Raw genomic sequence first — 20,195 nt, 5'->3', positions numbered from 1 at the left:
CGCGCGTACCGCCGATAACAAGGTCAGACGAAGCCCAGATTCCACGTCGACGGATTGTAGTTGCCGATGTTCGGCAGGACGGTGCGCAGGTCGCTGGTGCCCACGCCGAACCATGTCGCCAGCGTCGCGGCATACTGATCGACCGAGATCGTCGGCACCAGTCGCCCCTGACCGATGTCGTCGGCGGTGTTGTTCCCGACCTCTGGCGGGGTGCCATAGAAGCGCTGTCCCTTGACCGCGCCGCCGACGACGAAATGGTGGCTGCCCCAGCCATGATCGGACCCGTCGTCGTTCGATTGCAGCGTGCGGCCGAAATCGGAGGCGGTGAAGCTGGTCACCTGATCCGCGACGCCCAGCGCGACGGTGGTGTCGTGGAACGCCTTCAGCGCATCCGACACCCGGCCCATCTGCTGGGGCAGCAGCGTCGCCAGATTGTCGTGCATGTCGAATCCGCCGAGGCTGACGAAGAACACCTGTCGCCGCGCGCCCAACGCCTGCGAGACGGAGATAAGCCGCGCCACCATCTTCAGCTGATCGGCCAGTTGATTGCCGGACGGGAACAGCTTGAACGAGGCGGCCGGCGCACCGGACAAGGCGGAGGATACCTGCGAATAGGTCTCCAGCGCGCGTTTGGAGATCTTGGCATGTTCGCTCGCCAGCAGGCCCGACGTGTTGCCGGTCATCAGCGTGCGCAGCGTCGCTGCGGCGGCGGACGATCCGTACATCGTCGTCGCGTTGTTGAGCAGCGGGATCGGCCCGCCGGTACCGATGCTGTACTGCATCGCCGATTGACCGGTCAGGTAGACGGCATTGCCGCTGGTGTTGATGCAGGTCAGCGTCGCGGCGCCATTGCCCGACTGGAACAGGTCGCCCATCCGGCCACCCCAGCCGCTGGTCGCGCCTTCGGGGTTGGATGCCTGGAAATAGCTCTGCTGGTCGTTGTGGCTGAACAGCTTGGGCGGCAGCTTGACGCTGTTGGCGAAATACTGGGCGCGCGTCGTCGGCTGGACGAGCGTGCCGACGTTGAGCACCGCCGCGGCCTTGCCCGCGGCGAACAGCTGCCCGAGGCCGCTCATATTGGCGCCGAGCGCATAGCGGCGACCGCCGTCGAGCGAAACCGTCGGGGACAATGCGCTCGCCGCCAGCGAGTCGCGGGTCAGCGCGATGTTCGATCGCGCCGCGAGATAGGCGGCGTAGCTCGCCTCGTCATAGGGGACGAGGGTGTTGGCGTAATCCATGCCACCGTGCAGGAAGACGCAGACCAGCGCCTTGTAATCGCTGGTGGTCGCCGCCGCCGCCTCGCCGATCGCGGCCAGGCTGGTGACGAACGGCGCGGCGACGCCGGCCATGCCCAGGGCGGCACCGCGGCGCAGGAAGGCGCGGCGCGATGCATCGTGTTCGAACGAGCTCATTTGACCACCATGAATTCGGGGGAAGCCAGCGTCAGCATCAGCGCGATGCCGACCCGATTGACCGCAGCGTTGGTGGCCGTCGCCGGTATGCTGTCGACGGCGTCACGGATCGCGGTCTGCGTCGCGGCGGTCAGTTGACCGGCGGCGAGCACGAGGTTGAGTTCGGTGACCAGCACGGCGCTGTCGCCCGCCAGCGACTGGAGCGCGGTATAGTCGGCCTTCGTGTCGCCGATGCCGTTGGCCACCAGCGTGTACATGAAATTGACGTAGGCGATGACCGACTGTTCGTTGGTGATCTGGAATTCCGGCGCGACGAGGCCCGCGGCGGCGATTGGCGTGCCCGCCGGCGAATAGCCGGGCCGGAAGAAGTTGAAGACCGTCGGACTGCGCCCCATCCCCTGTCCAAGCCGGGTCGAGGGATTGGAGGTGTCGCCGATCGCCCATGCGTTCGATGGCGACGTGACGTTGCACAGCCGCGCCCAGGCCGTCAGCCGCATGACGGGCTCCCGCAGCTTGCCCGCGCCGGGGCTGGCGAGCGCATCTTCCGACCGGGCTTCCGCATCCAGCAAAATCGCCCTGATCACCGCCTTCATGTCGCCACGCACGCCCGCGCCGTTGTCGGCGAAGACCGCGGCGACCCGGCCGACATAGGCGGGGCTGGGGTTGGAGGTGACGAGCCGCTGGATCAGCTGACGGCCGATGAACGGCGGAACGTTGGGATGCGCGAAGATGGTGTCCAGGGCGATCTTGATGCCCGTCATCCCGTCGCTACCGGCGATCATGACGCCGAGCACCTTGGAGGGACCCGCTTCATGGAAGGTATTGTTCATCACCATCGGCAGCTTGTGATATTCGGGGTTCGTCACATCGCTGATCGCGGGCACCAGTCCGGTGAACACGCGCGCAAGCTGCGTCACGTCGTCCTGCGAATAGGTGTCGATCGGCTGTCCGTTCGCCAGTTTCGGCGTACCGTCCATGTTGAGCTGATACGGCCCGAGCGCGAATAGCTGCATCAATTCGCGCGCATAATTCTCGTCGGGCTGGGCCCCGGTGCGGGGGTTCGCCTTGCGATTGTTCATGAACGTCAGGAACGAGCCCATCGCCGAGTTCGTCGTGATCGCGTTCAGGATATCGCGATAATTGCCGAACGCATTGTCGAGCAGCACGTCGATATAGGCCGCTGTCGCGAACTGCTTGAAATGCAGATTGGACACGCCGACCACGAGAAAGTCGAGCAGGGCCATGCCGACGCGCTGACGCAACTGGTCCGGCTCGACGATCAGCTGCCGCCAGACGGTCGCGTCGAACCCGGCATCGGTATAGATGTTGCCGGGGACGTTGTAGCCGTTGGCGATCAGCCAGTCATAATGGCTGATCGCCCGCTTCATCGCGAACTGGTCGTCGATCCATCCTTCGTATCGGCGGGCGATCACCGCATCGATCTGGGTCCGAGTCGCGCCCATCGTGGTCTGCGCCAGGAAGCGGCTGGCCTGCACGGCGGTGATCGTTGCGGGCACGACAACGACCGGCTCGGTTTCCGGCGTCGAGGGGGTTGTGCCGGTGCCGGTTCCGCCGCCGCCGTCTGTCCCGGTACCGCCACCGATGACCCCCCCGCCGATCACGCCGCCGCCGACGATGACACCGCCGCCGACCACGCCGCCGCCGGACGCGCCACCGGTCGGATCGGTGGCACCCGTGGTGCCACCCGTTGTTCCGCTGCCGCCGGTCGTGGTGCCGCCAGTCGTGCCGCCGCTCGTCGTTCCTCCAGTGGTACCGCTGCCGGTGCTTCCGCCAGTCGTACCGCCCGTTGTCGTCCCACCGGTCGTCGTACCGCCAGTCGTCGTACCACCTGTCGTCGGGGCGGTGCCGCCCGCCGCTGCGCCGCCACCACCACCGCAGGCGGCCAGCGACAGCGCGGCGGGCGCGGCGACGCCCAGCTTGGCGGACGTCGTGATCGAGCTCGCCGCGCCGATGTCGGCAGGCGCGCCGATAGGGTCCGACGCCGGCGGCGTCGGTGCAGCAATGTCCAGCATTTGGATCGTCCCGTGTGGTGCCAAGCGGACCCGAGTCCGGCCTTGGCGTCGCAGGGACGCTTTAACCCTAAGGGCCGTTAAATCCGGGTAAAGCGCGGGTAGGAATCCGCCGCTGTCCGGCTGACCACCTCACAATGAAAAACGCCCCGGAGTTTCCTCCGGGGCGTTTTCGCGTGCTCGTCGATAAGTGGGATCAGTGATCCTTGCCCGAGTCGATGACGGGCAGCGTCTCGAACTGGTGGAACGGCGGCGGGCTGGACAGCGTCCATTCCAGAGTCGTCGCACCCTCGCCCCAGGGATTGTCGGGAGCCTTCTTGCCCGCCAGCAGCGAGTAGACGAGGTTGACGAAGAAGATCGCCATGCCTGCGGCCATGATCATGTAGCCGACAGACGCGACCGTGTTCCAATGCGCGTAGGCGTCCGGATAATCCGGATAGCGGCGCGGCATGCCTTGCAGGCCCAGGAAGTGCATCGGGAAGAACATGACGTTCACGCCGACAAAGAACACCCAGAAATGCAGCTGGCCGAGCAGCTCGCTGTACATCCGGCCCGACATCTTCGGGAACCAGTAGTAGAAGCCGGCGAACAGCGAGAACACCGCACCCAGCGACAGCACGTAGTGGAAGTGGGCGACAACGTAGTAGGTGTCCTGCATGTAATCGTCGATGCCGCCGTTGGCGAGCACGACGCCGGTCACGCCGCCGACGGTGAACATGAAGATGAAGCCGATCGCCCAGACCATCGGTGTCGGGAAGCGCATCGAGCCGCCCCACATCGTCGCGATCCACGAGAAGATCTTGATGCCGGTCGGCACGGCGATCACCATCGTCGCGGCGGTGAAGTACATCTTGGTGTTCACCGACAGGCCGGTGGTGAACATGTGGTGCGCCCACACGACGAAGCCGACGACGCCGATCGCGACCATGGCATAGGCCATGCCGAGATAACCGAAGACGGGCTTGCGGCTGAACGTCGCAATGATCTGGCTGACGATGCCGAAGCCCGGCAGGATCATGATGTACACTTCGGGGTGGCCGAAGAACCAGAACAGATGCTGGTACAGCACCGGATCGCCGCCACCGGCGGGATCGAAGAAGGTGGTGCCGAAGTTACGGTCGGTCAGCAGCATCGTGATCGCCGCGGCGAGGACCGGGAGGGCCAGCAGCAGCAGGAACGCGGTGACCAGCATCGACCACACGAACAGCGGCATCTTGTGCAGGGTCATTCCCGGCGCGCGCATGTTGAAGATCGTGGTGATGAAGTTGATCGCGCCGAGGATCGACGACGCACCCGCGAGGTGGAGCGACAGGATCGCCATGTCCGTCGATGGTCCGGGCTCGCCATAGGTCGACAGCGGTGCGTACAGCGTCCAGCCATTGCCCGCGCCGCCGAAGAAGGGCGATGCCAGCAGCAGCGTGAAGGACGGGATCAGCAGCCAGAAGCTGATGTTGTTCATCCGCGGGAACGCCATGTCCGGCGCACCGATCATGATCGGCACAAACCAGTTGCCGAACCCGCCGACCATCGCCGGCATGACCATGAAGAATACCATGATCAGGCCGTGCGCGGTGATCAGCACGTTCCACAGGTGGAGCGACTGGTCGAGGCTCTGCGGCCCGCCGTGGAGCAACGATGCCCAGCTGCCGAGATACTGGATGCCGGGGTGCGCCAGCTCGGCGCGCATCAGGCCGGAGATCGACCCGCCGATGATTCCCGCGACGATCGCGAAGATCAGGTACAGCGTGCCGATGTCCTTGTGGTTGGTGGACATGAACCACCGGGCGAAGAAGCCCGGCTTGTGGTCGGCATCGTGATGATGCTCGTGCGCGTCATGAGCGACGAACCCCGAACCAAGGGGGCCGGACGGGTGGAGGGCGGTGTCTGTCATCTTACTGTCCAGCGTTGCCGGTGGCGGGGTTGTTGGTCGCGCCCTGCGGCGCGGTCGGGGCCGCGACGGTGGCGTTTTCGGTTGGGCCGGTCGCCGCGTCGGTCGCGTCGGTCGCGGCCTTCTCGGCAGCGGAGCCGACGGCGCCCGGTTGCGGGATCACGGCCGAGGACGGAGCCTTGCTGCCGGGCATCGTGCCGCCCTTGGCGCGAACCCAAGCGGCGAACTGCGCCGGCGGAACCGCTTCGACGGCGATCGGCATGTACGCGTGACGGGCGCCGCACAGTTCGGAGCACTGGCCGAAATACAGGCCCGGACGATCGATCGTGAAGCTCGTCTCGTTCAGGCGGCCCGGAATCGCGTCGAGCTTGATCCAGAAGGCGGGCACGGCCCAGCTGTGGATCACGTCGTTCGCGGTGGTGATCAAGCGGATCGGCACGCCGACCGGCAGGACGATGCGGTTGTCGGCGGCGAGCAGGCGGGGGCCGTCCGCGTCGGTGCGGAAGCGCTGGCCGGCCGAAACCTCGTTCTTTTCCTTCAGCAGGTTGGCGGTGACTTCGAAGCCGCCATTGTCCGGATACTGATAGGTCCAGTACCACTGGTTGCCGATCGCCTTCAGCGTCACCGCGCCCGCGGGGGCCGGCTTGAACTGCGCCTGGAGCAGGCCGATCGAGGGCAGCGCGATCAGCACCAGGATCGCGACCGGCAGCAGCGTCCAGATGATCTCGATCGCAGTGTTGTGCGAGGTCTTGGAGGGGATCGGGTTCCGGCTGGCGCGATAGCGGATCATCACCCAGATCAGCAGCGCGAGAACGAACAGCGAGATGATCGTGATAACGGGGAACAGGATGATGTTGTGCATCCAGTGCGCGAATTCACCATTGCGCGTTACCTGCGGCTGAAGACCGAACAGGCCGTTCGTCGGCTGGCCGATCCCCGCCTGCGGCAGCGCGCCAGGAGCGCCGTCGACCGCCAGCAGCGGGCTTTCCGGAGCGGCCGGCGGCGTCGCGGCGGCGGTCGTCGGCGCGGTGTTCGAGACACCGGCCGGTGCGGCGGCACCCTGCGGTGCCGGTGCCGGAGCGTTCGCCACGTTCGGCGTCGGGGCCGCGTGCGCGGCGACGGTGCCGAGGCTCGCCCCAAGGCCGGCCAGGGCGAGCCCCGCCGCCATCGCGATCTGCTTGAACCCCAAGATACCCATCGTCTGTCGTTACCCCGTTGGTCGATGACCCGCCGCGGCGGGTGTCACGTTCTGGACCGTCCCGGATTCCCGGAAAGCGGCGGAATCCGGGCACAAGAGGCCCGTTTGGGCATGGCCTATACGCCGGGGGTCGGTCCGCCTCAAGCGGCACGGCGTGTAATTTACCCGCCGACGGTGCGCGGCAGTGCTTTACATTGCCTATCGCCGGGGCGCGGCCTATCTCCGCCGGACGATCCGCAGCCCGAAAACCAGCCCGAAAAGAGCCGCCATGACCGACGACGATGTCCTCGCCGAATTCCGCGCGGCCGACGCGCTGCTGGAAGGGCATTTCATCCTGTCTTCGGGGCTGCGCAGTTCACGCTACCTGCAATGCGCGCGCGTGCTGATGGACCCCCGCCGCGGTGCACGGCTGGCGGAGACGCTCGTGGCGCGCATTCCCGATGCGGTGCGGTCGCAGATCGCGGCGGTGGTTTCGCCGGCGATGGGCGGCGTGATCGTCGGGCACGAAGTGGGGCGCGCGCTGGGCGTCGAGGCCATGTTCCTGGAGCGGCCGGAGGGAACCTTCGGCCTGCGCCGCGGCTTCCGGCTCGATCTCGGCCAGAAGGTGTTGATGGTGGAGGACGTGGTGACGACCGGCCTCAGTTCGCGCGAGGCTATCGCGGCGATCGCGGCGGCGGGCGGCGAGGCGATCGCCGCCGCGGCGCTGGTCGACCGGTCGAGCGGCAGCGCCGATCTCGGCGTCCCCTTCTACTCGCTGATCCGGCTGGAGGTGCCGACCTATTCCCCCGATGCGCTGCCGCCCGAACTGGCCGCGATCCCCGCGATCAAGCCCGGCAGCCGGGCGGCAGCATGAGGGCGCTGCTGGCCCTCGCGGCGTTGGCGCTGGCAGGTCCTGCCGCAGCGCAAGGCGAACAACAGGCGCAGGCACTGGCGCGCGCCGATGCGGCATCGCGAACGCGAGTCGAGTCGGCGTTGCAGGATGCCGGGTTCGCGGGTGTCTATTCTGTCTATCAGGGGCCGCGCCGGATCGCGGGCGGCGGCATCGGACAGCCGGTGAAGGACCAGCCGGGCGCCTTCACCTACGAATCGGTGTGGCCATGGGCGTCGGTGACGAAGCAGGTCGTGGCGACGCTGGCGATGCAGGAAGTCGACGCGGGGCGGCTGGCGCTAGACGTCTCCGCGAGTCGCTATCTGCCGTCGCTGGGGGCGAATGCACCGACGCTGCGGCAACTGCTTCAGCATCGCGCCGGGCTGCGCAACCCCGACGACAGCGCGAGAAACGCGGGCGGCGAGCCGTCCTTCTACACGAACGGCGAAACCGGCCTCGGCTGGTGCCTGAAGGGGCGGACGGTGCCGGGCGGCCAGTGGCGCTACAACAACTGCGATTACATCGTCGTCGGTGCGCTGCTGGAGCGGACCACGCGGCTGGCGCTGCCGGACCTGTTCCAGCAGCGGATCGCCGGGCCGTTGGGGCTGGCGACGCATTTCGTGACACCCGAGCCCGCGACGGTGGACGAGCGCTGGACCGGCGGACCCGATGCGACCGAGCGCGCGACGCTGTTGCGATATGGCGCGGCAGGCGGGCTGGTCGGCACCGCGGCGGACATGGCCGGGTTCGATCGCGCGCTGCTGTCGGGCGAATTGCTGAGCCAACCGGCGCTCGACGCGATGTGGGCGGGTGCCGCCAAGCTGGGTTACATGGCGCTGGGCCAATGGGTGTTCACCGCGCCGCTGAAGGGCTGTGCCGCGCCCGTGCGGATCGTCGAACGGCGGGGCGGGATCGGCCGGTTCCAGGTGCGGAACGTCGTGCTGCCGGACAAGGGCATCGTCATCGCGCTGATGACCAATCGCGGCGATTACGATTTCGGCGAGATCTGGCAAGGCAAGGGGCCAAGCTATTCGATCCTGTCCGCGGCGGCCTGCGCATGACCGGGTTCCTGCGTCTCGGCGTCAACATCGACCATGTCGCGACGGTGCGGAACGCGCGCGGGGCGGGTTATCCCGACCCGGTGCGTGCGGCGTTGCTGGCGGCGGAGGCCGGGGCGGACGGCATCACGGCGCACCTGCGCGAGGATCGTCGCCACATCACCGACGACGACATCGCACGGCTGGCGTCCGAGCTGACGATACCGCTGAATCTGGAGATGGCGGCGACCGACGAGATGCTGGCCATCGCGCTTCGTCACAAGCCACACGCGGCCTGCATCGTCCCCGAAAAGCGCGAGGAGGTGACGACCGAGGGCGGACTGGACGCGGCCGGCCAGTTCGCGCGGCTGGAACCGCTGGTCGGGCAGCTTCGGGATGCCGGCGTCCGCGTGTCGCTGTTCATCGAACCCGACGCGCGGCAGATCGATGCGGCGATCCGGCTCGGCGCGCCGGTCGTGGAGCTGCACACCGGCCGCTATGCCGAACTGGACGGAGAGGCACGGACGGAGGAACTGCGGCGCCTGTCCGATGCGGCGGCGCTGGCGGCGAAGAACGGGATCGAGGTCCATGCCGGCCACGGACTGACATTCGACAATGTCGGTCCTATCGCGGCGATCCCGCAGCTGCGGGAGCTGAACATCGGCCATTTCCTGATCGGCGAGGCGCTGTTCGTGGGGCTAGACGATGCGGTGCGGCGGATGCGCGACGCGATGGACGTGGCGCGTGGATAAGCACTGGCCTGCGCGCGCCCGGATCGCCCGATGATCCTCGGTCTCGGCTCCGACCTCTGCAATATCGAGCGTATCGCCCTTTCGATCGAGCGGTTCGGGGAACGGTTCGAGGCGCGGGTGTTCACCGACGCGGAGCGGGCGAAGGCGGCGCGGCGGCCGTTCACCAAAGCGGGTACGCTGGCGAAACGGTTCGCGGCCAAGGAGGCGTTCTCCAAGGCGGTCGGCACCGGTTTCAAACGCGGCGTGTTCATGAAGGACATCGGCGTCGTCAACGCCCCCTCCGGCGCGCCGACGCTGGCGCTGTCGGGCGGCGCGCAGGCGGCACTTGACGCGCTGGTCCCGCATGGCATGGCCGCGCGAGTGCATCTGACCCTGACCGACGACCACCCCTGGGCACAGGCTTTCGTGGTGATCGAGGCGATCCCCCAACCGGACGCGAGCGAATGAAGGAAGCGACGTTGAATGAGGCTCCGGTCGTCAAGGACGAGGGCGACGCCAAGTCCCCGCCCGCCAAGAAGGTCGGCACCGACTGGTGGAGCGAGATCAAGGGCATCTTCTGGCTGATCGTGATCGTGCTGGGATTCCACAGCTTCGTCGCCAAGCCCTTCTACATCCCCTCCGAATCTATGTTGCCGGGATTGCAGGTCGGCGACCGGCTGGTCGTATCAAAGTTCGCCTATGGCTGGTCGTTCGTGTCGCCGACGATTCCGAACCCCGTCGCGATCTTCAAGGGGCTGGTGCTGCGGGAGCCCGTGGACAGCTGGAGCGCGCAACTGCCGTTCATTAAGGGGCGGCTGCTGGGATCGCTGCCGACGCGCGGCGACGTGGTCATCGTGACGCCGCCGGGCACACGCAACGATTACATCAAGCGCGTCATCGGCCTGCCCGGCGACACGCTGGAAGTGCGCGAGGGCACCGTGATCCTGAACGGCACGCCGGTGAAGCGCGGCACGGTGCACGACACGCTGATCCCGGTCGACACCAACAGCCCGTGCCGCGAGTCGGATTACCCCGGCGCACGCGAAACGCTGCCGGACGGCAGCGCGGTCTGTCGCCTGCCGACGATCACCGAAACGCTGCCGAATGGTCGCCATTACGAGACGATCGAGCTCGGCTACAGCCCGGGTGACAATTACGGACCGATCAAGATCCCGCAGGGTCGCGTGTTCCTGATGGGCGACAACCGCGACCGATCGGCGGACAGCCGCTTCCCGCTCGCCGATCTCGGACTGGGCGGGCCGGTCCCGTACGAGAATCTGGGCGGGCGTGCGGAGTTCGTCACGTTCAGCCTGGACGGTGATGCGACGTTCAACCCCCTGACCTGGCCGGGGTCGCTGCGCGGCAACCGCGCCGGCACCTCGCTGCACCCCGCCACCGGCGCGATTGTCGCCAACTGATGGCCGACCACCCGGACCCCAAGCCGACGAAGGTCCGGGATGCCGCGCCGCTGGAACTGCGCGACACGTTCATCCGCACGGAGCTGAAACGCGCCGGTGTCTGGCTGGGGCTGATTTGCGCGATCGCGGTGACGGTGCTGCTGATCCAGCCGCTGCTCATCATTTTCGCCGGTCTGGTCGTCGCCGCGCTGTTCGACGGCGGCGTGCGGCTGCTGGGGAAGGTGCTGCCGATCGGGCGTGGGTGGCGGTTGCTGATCGTCGTCGTGCTCGTCGTCGCGTTCCTGCTCGGCACCTTCTACCTGACCGGGGTGCAGGTGACGGCGCAGGTCACGCAACTGCGATCGACATTGGAGGTGCAGGCGAACCGCGTGTCCGGCTGGTTGAGCGGGCAGGGCCTGATGCCCGGTGCGTCCGACGTCAACGGCATCGCGAAGCAGGCGCTGGGGTCGGTCGGGCGGATTACGTCGTGGGTCGGCACCGCGATCGGCGCGCTGACGACGATGTTCATGATCCTCGTCATCGGCCTGTTCGTGGCGATGGACCCGGGCGTCTACCAGCGCGGGCTGGAGTGGATGGTGCCGCGCGACAACCGCGCCGAGTTCTCGGTCGTGCTCCAGCGGATGGGTCGGACGCTGCGCCGGCTGTTGTTCGGGCGTATCCTGGGCATGATTGCGGAGGGCGTGCTGACGTGGTTCGCGCTGATGCTGGGTGGCGTGCCGATGGCGATGATCCTCGGCATCCTGACCGGGCTGCTCGCCTTCATCCCCAATATCGGCGCGTTCATCAGCGGCGCGCTGATGATCGCGGTCGGCTTTTCGGCCGGCAGCGATATCGGCTTCTGGGCGGTCGGCACGTACCTGATCGTGCAGACGTTCGACGGATATGTGCTGCTGCCGATCGTCGCGAAGAAGACGGTGGACCTGCCGCCCGCGCTGACCCTGGGGATGCAGATCATGGCGAGCGCTCTGTTCGGCATCCTCGGGCTGGCGCTGGCTGACCCGTTCACGGCGATGATGAAGTCGGCGCTGGAGCGCAGCGCCGAGCGCGAGGAGGAACGCGACGGTGACGGGGATCATGCGGCCGGCGCCACCGCCGCCTGACCGCCACCGCGGCCGGCTTATCCGGCGCGGGTCGCGGTCAGGATATAGTCGAGCTGCACCGAGTCGCTCAGCACGAAGCCGCGCGTCGGCGACAGGGCGATGCCGCGCACGTCGCTCACGATCAGGCCTTCGCTGGCGAGCAAGATCGTCAGCTCGTCGGGCATCAGGAACTTGTCCCAATCATGCGTCCCGCGCGGTATCATGCCGGTCCGTTCGGCGATGCCGACCAGCGTCAGGCGCGACAGCGGCGTGCGGTTCGGCGTCGACAGGATCATCAGTCCGCCGGGTGCCAGCGCCCCCGCCAGCCCGCGCACGAACTCCGCCGGGGACGCGACGTGCTCGATCACCTCCAGCGACACGACGAGGTCGAATCGCTCGCCTGCCAGCCGCTCGACGCTGCCCGCGCGATAGTCGATGCTTAGCCCGGTCAGCGCGGCATGCGCCTGCGCCGCCGCGATATTCTCCGGCGCGGCGTCCAGCCCCGTCACTGCCGCACCCAGCCGGGCGAGCGGTTCGGACAGCAGCCCCGCCCCACACCCGACGTCGAGCGCGGTCTTGCCGGCGAGCGGCGAGAAGCTGGTGTCGTCGCCGTCCCAGTGGCGGTCGATCGCGCCGCGAATATAGCCCAGCCGGACCGGGTTCAGCCGGTGGAGCATCGCCGACGACCCCTTCGGGTCCCACCAGTCCGCCGCCATTTTGCCGAAATGCGCGGCTTCCGACGCGACGATCGTGCTGCTTGCTTCACTCATGCCCTGTTCCTATCAGGGCCGCCGCTTTCCCACAAAGGAGTTTGCCCCCGCCGATGGCGCGCATCGTGATGAAGTTCGGCGGCACGTCGATGGCGGGAAGCGAGCGCATCCGCAGCGTCGCCGCGCGCGTGAAGCGGGAGGTCGCCGCCGGCAACCAGGTCGCCGTAGTCGTGTCCGCGATGGCGGGCGAGACGGACCGGCTGGTCGGTTTCTGCCGGGAGGCGTCGCCGCTCTACGATCCGCGCGAGTACGACGTGGTCGTGTCGGCGGGGGAGCAGATCACCAGCGGCTTGCTGGCGATCGCGTTGCAGGCGATCGGCGTGCCGGCGCGGTCGTGGCTGGGCTGGCAATTGCCGATCCATACGTCCGACGCGCATGCCCGTGCGCGGATCGGGACGATCGATACGGAGGCGCTCGACGCCAGCCTGGCCGCGGGAGAGGTCGCGGTGATCCCCGGTTTCCAGGGTGTTGCCGACAGCGGCCGGGTGACGACGCTGGGCCGGGGCGGCTCCGACACGTCGGCGGTCGCGGTGGCGGCGGCGATGAAGGCGGAGCGGTGCGACATCTACACCGATGTCGACGGCGTCTACACCACCGACCCGCGCATCGTGCCGCGTGCGCGCAAGCTGGCGCGCGTGACCTATGAGGAGATGCTGGAACTCGCCAGCGTCGGCGCGAAGGTGCTCCAGACCCGATCGGTCGGGCTGGCGATGAAGGAAAACGTCCGCGTCCAGGTGCTGTCGTCGTTCACCGGCGACGATGCTCCGATGGCGGACACGCTGCCCGGCACGATGATCGTGGGGGAAGAGGAGATCGACGACGTGGAACGCCAGCTCATCACCGGCATCGCGCACGACAAGAACGAGGCGAAGATCACGCTGGCCAGCGTGCCCGACCGCCCCGGCTCGGTCGCGGCGATCTTCGCACCGCTGGCGGAGGCGGGCATCAACGTCGACATGATCGTCCAGAATGTCGCGCATTCGACCGGATCGACCGACGTGACGTTCACGGTGCCGGCCGCCGATCTGGCGCGCAGCCTCGACGTGCTGGGACAGGCGAAGCCCGCGATCGGGTACGACAAGCTGGTCCACGACACGCGAGTCGCGAAGATCAGCGTCGTCGGCGTCGGCATGAAGAGCCACGCGGGCGTCGCGGCGACGATGTTCACCACTCTGGGTGAGCGCGGGATCAACATCCAGGCGATCACCACGTCGGAGATCAAGGTCAGCGTGTTGATCGAAGAGGATTATACCGAACTCGCGGTGCGCGTGCTGCACACCGCCTACGGCCTCGATGCGGAGGTCGCGGGCTAGTCCGAACCGCGGAAGGTTAGGCTAAGGTTAGTCCAACGCGCCGTATCGCGGGATGTCGCGGGCGGGCGATCGTTGGTGGGTGCGGCGATGTCAAAGAGCGATTGCGCTTGGTTGTACAGGGTCGTCGCCGTGTAGGACAGCGAGGGGCACGGCTGCCGCGTTGACGGGGCCGCGCGGTGACCGCTGACGCCCACACCCGGACGCGCGGGCTGGCGATCCGGGTTTCCGATCACGGCCATTCGTGGCGCGCGAACTTCCCCGTTTCCACGTCTGCGACAGGCCGGCTTGGGAAAGGGCAAATGGGAACAGATTTCGGGAAAGGGAATGCGTCGGACCGCACCCGGCGCGATCACCTGGGCGACTGTCCCGCTATGGGTTCCTTTTGGGGAAAGGGCATGGCCGACATAAAGAGGTCGGTTAAGGCTGGGGGTGAAATGACACTGTAAGCCACCGCTCTGCTGTCCCGATTGAACCCTTGTGAACTTTGGTGCCGGAAAGCCTTGATTTGCATGGCCTCGTTGCCGGCCCAAACAGGCTTCAGTTCATCTGGTACAGCTCGCATGTGGCAGATTTGCGCCAGGAGCAGTCATTTCTACTTAGGCTCCAGCGATCTGCCTCGGGCGCCTCAACGTGCGCCTGCCCGCGGGGTTCGTCGAGTTTCGCTCGGCTGGACGAGCCTCACTGCAGGCGCGATCGCAGGAGGCGCTCGACGGCCTCGTTCACGGTCGTGAACTCCTCGAAGACGTCGCTCGACACCTTGTCGCGCAGCACAGGACGCCGCCCGTCGAGATCGACGGTGAGCAAGTCCATGTCGCTCTCACCCAGCACGAGATAGGCCTCATGGCCCGGCCCCTCGCGCCACAAGGTGTTCGCCTCCGCGATACCCTGCCAGAAGCCGCCGGCCCCCGGCGACGCCTGGGTATGGCCGGCGCCGTAGAGCACGACCCCGTTGAAGTCGACGCCGTTCACCACGGAGAGGAGCCGTGCATAGTCGGTCGGCAACTCCGCCCTGAAGCGGTCGCGCAGCACCGTCCGCTCGGCGCTGATCTGATCCTCGCTGGCTGATGCCTGCACCTTCTCTCCGGCGCCGCGCTGCTCCGCGACGACCTTTGCGATCACGTCGCTCATGGCGTCCTCGACGGTCATCATGTTCTCCATATCAGGAGGGAGAGGCTCAGAGAGCAGGTGGATACACCGAACCGCGCGGAATCGGGAAGTTGACCTGCCGGCTTTCGCCAACCGCGAGGTCCCCTACCAGGCGGCGCTGCTCATTGGTGATGGCCAAATGGGACGGGTCGTTCTTGATCAGGACGAGGTTGTCGAAGGTGTTCGTCCCGCCATCGTCGAGCGGCAGCTTGTGGTGAACCTGCTAGCCGGCCGGGATCTGCCCGGAGCCCAGCCTCTGAATGGCGGCATCGTCTAGCCCCGCGCGCCTCAGGTCGGCGATTCGGGCCGGATCGCTGGTCAGATGGCGGGCGAAGTCCTCGCGCACGGGGTTAAATTCGCGGCGCAGGGTGGCGAGCTCCGCCCGGTCACGCTTGACGTAGTTCACGGGCACAGCGTCGACGCCGCGGAGCGTGACGCTCTCACCGCGCAGGATCGCCGTGTGGCCTGCCTCGTCCGCGTTGCGGGCACCGGCGCCGAAGAACTCGTCCAGCTGCACCTTCATGCTCTCGATCGACTCGCGCGCGCTTGCCGGCATCGCGTCGAGCGCCCCCTGCGGTATGCGGTTCACGAGGTCGCGGATCTCGCGCAGGGCAGGTTCCAGGGTCGGGCGGAGCGCGGGGTTGTCCACGACTGCGCGCGTCGCGTCGCTGACTGTCTCCGCCCATTTGCCGATCTTTCCGACCTTCGCGAGGTCGCCGATGCCGGCGGCGATGCCCAGCAGCGAGATCCCCCCGTTCACGAGGTGCCCACCTGCCTCCGAGAAGTTGCCGTCGAGCAACGAGCCGACCATTCGACCGCCGGAGATAGCCGCGTTGGTGCCGTCGGCGATGCCGCTGGGATCGACGATGCCGCCGAGGTCGAGCGCCATCTGCGTGAGGTCGAGCCCCAGCCTTACCGGATCGGTGGCGGCAGCCGCCGGGGCCGAAGCTGATGTACGTGTTCCGGCCGCGTCCGGAGCGGCCCGCCCGGCGATGCTCGTCCGTATCCCCTCCTCGATGGCGCGGGTGTCGTCCGTCGCAACGTTCCCGTCTCCGAACAGGCTGTCGAGGCGGTCATACTCGGCGCGACCGGCGCTGCCGGCCGGCAGGGCGCGATAGTCGGCAACGCTGGGCGCGCCGGCCCCGATCGTGATCGTGGTGCCGCCCGGGCCCTCGACGCCGTATGCGGCGCGGGCAATCTCGCCGCGCTGCACCGGCGTGAGCTGCCGCTCCACGGCTTCCGCCACCTGGGCGCCGCGGACGGGATCTCGCATGCTGATGGCGTCGAGTTCGCGCCGCAGGCCGGGAGCGTCGATGCCCCCGCCCGTCCTGTGCTCGCCGACCATCTCGCGCGCCACCGTCTGCGGGTGGGTGGGATCGGATCCTCTGCTCGGCGACTGAACTGACGGAGTGCCGGTCTGGATCTGGGTAGTCACGCCGCACCTCTGACTCGCTGCTGCGCATGGAGATAACGTCGGTGCCGTTCCGATGCGCTAGTCGCTCCGATTAGGTGCGTAGTCGATCTGGGTAGATCGCCCCGAGGCGGATACCAGCCAGCCCTCGGCGAGGTTGCTGGATCCGGAAGGCTAGTCACCATCGCCTGAGCCTGAGCCACCGCCATGCGCGCCACATCCGGAGACTTGCAGGAAGCCACTCACAGACCGCTGACGACGGACCTACAACTGTGTGGGTTTGCTTTTTCTCGCGGGAGATCAAACCGAGCTTCGGGACAGATCGGGTGTTCTACGTCAAACCGATCGTTCCCAATATTCGATCCCTTCTGGGAAAGACGGCCGCTGCCGAATGTCGGCTATCGCTACCCGCCTTGCTGTCATGTCCGCTCGCCCGCGTCCCACCTCTTGATGGCGTCATTCGCCCGCGCGCGCTCGGGCGTCATGACGAGGCTGCGCAGCTTGTAAGGTGACTTGCTGCCACGGATGCCTGGCGCACTGTGGTGGATGCTGGACGCGAGACTATCGAGATAGGAGCGGCCCTTCTTCTTGAACAAGAGAATTTCTTCCTCGTTCAACGCGAGCAGAACATTGTAATCGACCGCGCTGTGGCTGCACCTCGCGTCGAGGAAGAGTTGTCCATTCTCTTCCAGCAGGGTCCAGCGGTAGTGTTCGTCGTCCAGGACGATCATGACGGTCTCCGATCGATGTGCGTTTCGGCAGCGTAAGGCCGACGTGACCTGATCGCCACCCGCCGAGTTCCCGTCGTCCGGATCGACCATCGATGTCGCGGGGATCGAAGCACGCGACCAGCACTACCGGAAACGGCCCCTTCAATCCGGCCGCAGGGCGTTCTAGGGAAGCGGGATGAACGATCTGACCGCTGCCTCGCCCCGTCTCGACCGCCTGATGCAGCGCGGTGCCGATTTTCTGGGCAGCGAGGTCGCCATTCTGGGTGGCGCGATGTCGTGGGTCAGCGAGCGCAACCTCGTCGCCGCGATCTCCAATGCTGGCGGGTTCGGGGTGATCGCGTGCGGCGCGATGACGGTCGACCTGCTCGACCGGGAGATCACCGCAACCAGGGCGCTGACCGACAAGCCGTTCGGCGTGAACCTGATTACGATGCACCCCGACCTGATGGCGCTGATCGAGGTCTGCGGCCGGCACGGGGTCGGCCATGTCGTGCTGGCGGGCGGATTGCCGCCCAAGGGTTCGCTGGAGGCGATCAAGGCGACGGGGGCGAAGGTCATCTGCTTCGCGCCGGCGCTGAGTCTGGCGAAGAAGCTGATCCGATCGGGCGTCGATGCGCTGGTGATCGAGGGGATGGAGGCGGGCGGCCATATCGGGCCGGTGTCGACCAGCGTGCTGGCGCAGGAGATGCTGCCGGAGATCGCCGCCGAACTGCCGGTGTTCGTCGCGGGCGGGATCGGCCGGGGCGAGGCGATTGCCGGCTATCTGGAGATGGGCGCGGCGGGCGTGCAGCTGGGCACCAAATTCGTCTGTGCGACCGAATCGATCGCGCATCCGAATTTCAAGAAGGCGTTCCTGCGCGCGTCGGCGCGCGATGCGGTGGCGTCGGTGCAGCTCGACCCGCGCCTGCCGGTGATCCCGGTGCGCGCGCTGAAGAATGCGGGCGGAGAACTGTTCACCGCGAAGCAGCGAGAGGTCGCGCTGTCGCTGGACGAGGGCGGCGTCGCGATGGCGGAGGCGCAGTTGCAGATCGAGCATTACTGGGCGGGCGCGCTGCGCCGCGCGGTGATCGACGGCGATGTCGAGCATGGCTCGGTCATGGCGGGCCAGTCGGTCGGCATGGTCAAGCGCGAGGAGCCGACCGCGGCGATCATCGCGGAACTGATGGACGAGGCGGCGGCGGCGCTGGAGCGGCGGGCTGGGTGAGGGGGGCGTCGCCCCGGCGGAAGATGAGTCTTATACCACGGGGATAAGCCTTACGATCGCGAAAGACCCAAGCTTTTGCTGGGGGTGACGAACTCGGCGCGAATGGCGGTGGCGCTGGCCGCGGACGGTGCCGCATTGCTCCCTCCTGTTCGCGGGATCATTGCGAAATAGCTCCGCAGCCTCTCATTAAGGCACCACCCCGGCGAAGGCCGGGGTCCAGTTGGGGTGACGTTGTCAGTCAGTTACCGCCGACGTCCCCACTGGACCCCGGCCTTCGCCGGGGTGGTAGAAGACGCTTTTGGTCGGGTCGCCACCCTCACCTGATCGGCGAACCGATCGACCAGCGATGGCCGAAAGGGTCGGTGACCTGACCGTAGCGGTCGCCCCAGAACTGGTCGGCGACCGGCATCGTCACGGTCGCGCCCGCCTTCGCCGCGCGGTCGGTCCAGCGGTCGGCGTCGTCGACCTGGAGGTGGAGCGTGACGCCCTGAGGCTCGGGTTCCGCGGCGCCGCGCCATTCGGGGAACTCGTCCGACAGCATCACGAAGCCGCCGTTGATCCTCAGCCCCGCCTGCATCAGGCGCTGCCCGTCCTCCGCGACATTGCGCTCCACGACCTCGCCGCCGAACGCGCGGGTGTAGAAGTCCAGCGCCTCCTGACCGCGGCGGCCGCGGATGGTGAGGAAGGGGGTGACGCCAGCGGTGGGACGGTCGGCCATATGTTCGCTCTCCTGTGCTTTCCGGCGGTTCTACCGCCGCTTGGACGAGGCGAACAGGGTTCCGTCCGACGAACCGTTGGGTTAACGGGGCGCGCATGACCGGCGTGGACCAGCCGACGGAGGGGCGTTTCGCGGGCGTGGAGCATCGCCTGCCCCTGCGCGTGTATTTCGAGGATACCGATCTGTCGGGCGTCGTCTACCACGCCAATTATTTGCGCTATATGGAGCGGGCGCGGTCGGACATGCTGCGGCTGGCCGGGATCGACCAGCGCGCGACGTTCGAGGGTGGCGGCGGGGCCTATGCGATCGCCGACCTGCATATCCGCTACCGCGCACCCGCACGGCTGGACGATGCGCTGATCGTCGCCAGCCGGGTGACCGCGACGACGCCTGCGCGCGTCGTCATTCATCAAACGGTCAGGCGCGAGCAGGAAGTGCTGGCAGAAGCGGTGGTGACGGCGGCATTGGTCGCCGGCAACGGCCGTCCGCTACGCCAGCCGGCCGCGTGGACCGATATCTTTCGCCGACTGATCGAGGGGCAAGAATGAATCCCGTCTTCAACATGGACGCCGCGACGATGTCGCCCGTCGCGCTGTTCCTCCAGGCGGACTGGGTGGTGAAGTTCGTCATGGGCGGGCTGCTCGCGGCGAGCATCTGGACCTGGGCGATCATCATCGGCTTTTCCGTGCGGCTGAAGCGGACGCGCAAGGACATGACGAAGTTCGAGCGCGATTTCTGGAAGGCGGACGATATCGACGCGTTCCACAAGGCGGAGGCGGAGCGCGACCTGCCGTCCGCGCGCGTATTCGCGGCGGGCGTGCGCGAGTGGCGGCATTCGACGGCGGGCGGCCAGATCGACAAGGGCGGCACGCGCGAGCGGCTGGCGACGGCGATGGGCGCGGCGGCGGCGTCGGAGATCGACCGGCTGTCGGACCGGCTGAACATCCTGGCGACGGTCGGCTCGGTCGCGCCGTTCGTCGGGCTGTTCGGCACCGTGTGGGGCATCATGCGCTCGTTCACCGGTATCGCGTCGGCGCAGAATTCGTCGCTGGCCGTCGTTGCGCCGGGCATTGCGGAGGCGCTGTTCGCGACGGCGATCGGCCTGTTCGCGGCGATCCCGGCGGTGATCGCCTACAACCGCTTTAGCCACGGCGTGAACCGGATCGAGGCGGCGCTGAACCGCTTCGCCGACGGGTTCCACACGACGCTGTCGCGGCAGCTCGACGGCAGCCGTTGAGCGG

19 protein-coding genes are annotated in these 20,195 nt (G+C 67.4%); 10 read left to right on the top strand and 9 right to left on the bottom strand.

The features are described 5' to 3' along the window. Positions 1-23: 23 nt before the first annotated feature. The 4 genes from AC0CH8_RS15470 to coxB all read right to left on the bottom strand — a co-directional run bounded on the left by AC0CH8_RS15470 (position 24) and on the right by coxB (position 6,528). The gene (locus AC0CH8_RS15470; protein WP_204198826.1) at positions 24-1,412 is read right to left on the bottom strand and encodes a DUF1501 domain-containing protein; all 1,389 of its coding nucleotides are present in this window, start codon (positions 1,410-1,412) and stop codon (positions 24-26) included. Continuing rightward, a complete protein-coding gene (locus AC0CH8_RS15465; protein WP_465240673.1) occupies positions 1,409-3,445 on the bottom strand; it encodes a DUF1800 domain-containing protein in 2,037 nt (678 codons plus the stop codon). Before AC0CH8_RS15465 ends, AC0CH8_RS15470 begins: the two co-directional genes overlap by 4 nt. A gap of 193 nt (positions 3,446-3,638) precedes the next feature. Next, positions 3,639-5,333 (bottom strand): cytochrome c oxidase subunit I, encoded by a 1,695-nt coding sequence (gene ctaD, locus AC0CH8_RS15460; RefSeq protein ID WP_204198824.1) that lies wholly within the window; start codon positions 5,331-5,333, stop codon positions 3,639-3,641. A 1-nt stretch (position 5,334) separates the two neighbouring features. Next, entirely contained in the window at positions 5,335-6,528 is a 1,194-nt protein-coding gene (coxB, locus tag AC0CH8_RS15455) for a cytochrome c oxidase subunit II (protein WP_465240672.1), read from the bottom strand. Positions 6,529-6,796: 268 nt separating this feature from the next. On the opposite strand from coxB, the gene pyrE reads away from it, so the two are divergent. From pyrE to AC0CH8_RS15425, 6 genes are read left to right on the top strand one after another with little or no spacing between them, the layout of a single operon-like run. Beyond that, on the top strand, positions 6,797-7,381 hold the full coding sequence (pyrE, locus tag AC0CH8_RS15450; protein ID WP_465240671.1) for an orotate phosphoribosyltransferase: 585 nt from the start codon (positions 6,797-6,799) through the stop codon (positions 7,379-7,381). Beyond that, positions 7,378-8,457, top strand: a complete 1,080-nt coding sequence (locus tag AC0CH8_RS15445) for a serine hydrolase domain-containing protein (protein ID WP_465240670.1) — start codon at positions 7,378-7,380, stop codon at positions 8,455-8,457. The genes pyrE and AC0CH8_RS15445 overlap by 4 nt, the downstream gene beginning before the upstream one ends. Next, a complete protein-coding gene (locus AC0CH8_RS15440) occupies positions 8,454-9,185 on the top strand; it encodes a pyridoxine 5'-phosphate synthase (protein ID WP_465240669.1) in 732 nt (243 codons plus the stop codon). The genes AC0CH8_RS15445 and AC0CH8_RS15440 overlap by 4 nt, the downstream gene beginning before the upstream one ends. Before the next feature lie 30 nt (positions 9,186-9,215). Further along, positions 9,216-9,632: a holo-ACP synthase gene (gene acpS, locus AC0CH8_RS15435; protein ID WP_465240668.1), complete on the top strand. Its 417-nt coding sequence runs from the start codon at positions 9,216-9,218 to the stop codon at positions 9,630-9,632. Further along, positions 9,629-10,582, top strand: a complete 954-nt coding sequence (lepB, locus tag AC0CH8_RS15430) for a signal peptidase I (RefSeq protein ID WP_465240667.1) — start codon at positions 9,629-9,631, stop codon at positions 10,580-10,582. Before acpS ends, lepB begins: the two co-directional genes overlap by 4 nt. After that, complete coding sequence (locus tag AC0CH8_RS15425) at positions 10,582-11,682, top strand: AI-2E family transporter (RefSeq protein WP_465240666.1); 1,101 nt, start codon at positions 10,582-10,584, stop codon at positions 11,680-11,682. Before lepB ends, AC0CH8_RS15425 begins: the two co-directional genes overlap by 1 nt. A gap of 17 nt (positions 11,683-11,699) precedes the next feature. On the opposite strand, the gene ubiG is transcribed toward AC0CH8_RS15425, so the two are convergent. Next, entirely contained in the window at positions 11,700-12,431 is a 732-nt protein-coding gene (gene ubiG / locus AC0CH8_RS15420; protein WP_465240665.1) for a bifunctional 2-polyprenyl-6-hydroxyphenol methylase/3-demethylubiquinol 3-O-methyltransferase UbiG, read from the bottom strand. A 53-nt stretch (positions 12,432-12,484) separates the two neighbouring features. Between ubiG and AC0CH8_RS15415 the strand changes: the two genes are divergently transcribed. Beyond that, positions 12,485-13,744 carry an aspartate kinase gene (locus tag AC0CH8_RS15415; RefSeq protein WP_204198815.1) on the top strand — a complete coding sequence of 420 codons (1,260 nt, stop codon included), beginning with the start codon at positions 12,485-12,487 and terminating at the stop codon, positions 13,742-13,744. A gap of 678 nt (positions 13,745-14,422) precedes the next feature. Here the strand turns inward: AC0CH8_RS15415 and AC0CH8_RS15410 are convergent. From AC0CH8_RS15410 to AC0CH8_RS15400, 3 genes are all read right to left on the bottom strand, one after another. Continuing rightward, entirely contained in the window at positions 14,423-14,893 is a 471-nt protein-coding gene (locus tag AC0CH8_RS15410; protein ID WP_465240664.1) for a YrhA family protein, read from the bottom strand. 220 nt (positions 14,894-15,113) lie between these two features. Next, positions 15,114-16,247: a hypothetical protein gene (locus tag AC0CH8_RS15405; RefSeq protein ID WP_465240663.1), complete on the bottom strand. Its 1,134-nt coding sequence runs from the start codon at positions 16,245-16,247 to the stop codon at positions 15,114-15,116. A 473-nt stretch (positions 16,248-16,720) separates the two neighbouring features. Further along, a complete protein-coding gene (locus AC0CH8_RS15400) occupies positions 16,721-17,032 on the bottom strand; it encodes a hypothetical protein (protein ID WP_465240662.1) in 312 nt (103 codons plus the stop codon). Positions 17,033-17,249: 217 nt separating this feature from the next. On the opposite strand from AC0CH8_RS15400, the gene AC0CH8_RS15395 reads away from it, so the two are divergent. Then, on the top strand, positions 17,250-18,236 hold the full coding sequence (locus AC0CH8_RS15395; protein WP_204199451.1) for an NAD(P)H-dependent flavin oxidoreductase: 987 nt from the start codon (positions 17,250-17,252) through the stop codon (positions 18,234-18,236). A gap of 316 nt (positions 18,237-18,552) precedes the next feature. Here the strand turns inward: AC0CH8_RS15395 and AC0CH8_RS15390 are convergent, their stop codons facing one another. Continuing rightward, the gene (locus AC0CH8_RS15390) at positions 18,553-18,954 is read right to left on the bottom strand and encodes a VOC family protein (RefSeq protein WP_465240661.1); all 402 of its coding nucleotides are present in this window, start codon (positions 18,952-18,954) and stop codon (positions 18,553-18,555) included. 95 nt (positions 18,955-19,049) lie between these two features. Between AC0CH8_RS15390 and AC0CH8_RS15385 the strand changes: the two genes are divergently transcribed. Both AC0CH8_RS15385 and tolQ read left to right on the top strand, forming a co-directional pair. After that, entirely contained in the window at positions 19,050-19,502 is a 453-nt protein-coding gene (locus AC0CH8_RS15385) for a YbgC/FadM family acyl-CoA thioesterase (protein WP_465240660.1), read from the top strand. Beyond that, on the top strand, positions 19,499-20,191 hold the full coding sequence (tolQ, locus tag AC0CH8_RS15380; RefSeq protein WP_204198810.1) for a protein TolQ: 693 nt from the start codon (positions 19,499-19,501) through the stop codon (positions 20,189-20,191). Before AC0CH8_RS15385 ends, tolQ begins: the two co-directional genes overlap by 4 nt. The last annotated feature ends 4 nt before the right edge of the window (positions 20,192-20,195 follow it).

This window comes from Sphingomonas sp. AC435 (assembly GCF_979253005.1).
The sequence above is the reverse complement of the archived record's forward strand: the minus strand, read 5'-3'. Positions and strand labels throughout refer to the sequence as shown.